The following is a 690-nucleotide window of genomic DNA, read 5'->3' on the forward strand; positions in this document are numbered from 1 at the left end:
CCGCGGTAATACGGAGGGTGCGAGCGTTAATCGGAATTACTGGGCGTAAAGCGCGCGTAGGCGGTTAATTAAGTCAGATGTGAAATCCCAGGGCTCAACCTTGGAACTGCATTTGAAACTGGTTAACTAGAGTTTTGTAGAGGGTGGTAGAATTTCAGGTGTAGCGGTGAAATGCGTAGAGATCTGAAGGAATACCAGTGGCGAAGGCGGCCACCTGGACAAAGACTGACGCTGAGGCGCGAAGGCGTGGGGAGCAAACGGGATTAGATACCCCGGTAGTCCACGCAGTAAACGATGTCTATTAGAATTTTGTGGCTATATGCCGTGGGATTCAAAGCTAACGCATTAAATAGACCGCCTGGGGAGTACGGCCGCAAGGTTAAAACTCAAATGAATTGACGGGGGCCCGCACAAGCGGTGGAGCATGTGGTTTAATTCGATGCAACGCGAAGAACCTTACCATCCCTTGACATCCAGAGAATCTGTTAGAGATAGTAGAGTGCCTTCGGGAACTCTGAGACAGGTGCTGCATGGCTGTCGTCAGCTCGTGTTGTGAAATGTTGGGTTAAGTCCCGCAACGAGCGCAACCCTTATCCTTATTTGCCAACGGGTTATGCCGGGAACTCTAGGGACACTGCCGGTGATAAACCGGAGGAAGGTGGGGACGACGTCAAGTCATCATGGCCCTTA

1 rRNA gene is annotated in these 690 nt (G+C 51.3%); it reads left to right on the plus strand.

Features of this window, described 5'->3' with window-relative positions:
* Window positions 1-690, plus strand: a 16S ribosomal RNA gene (locus GQR38_RS19985); the annotation flags it as partial.

The organism is Pseudoalteromonas sp. c7(2019) (assembly GCF_011378625.1).
In the GTDB taxonomy this organism is placed as follows: domain Bacteria; phylum Pseudomonadota; class Gammaproteobacteria; order Enterobacterales; family Alteromonadaceae; genus Pseudoalteromonas; species Pseudoalteromonas arctica.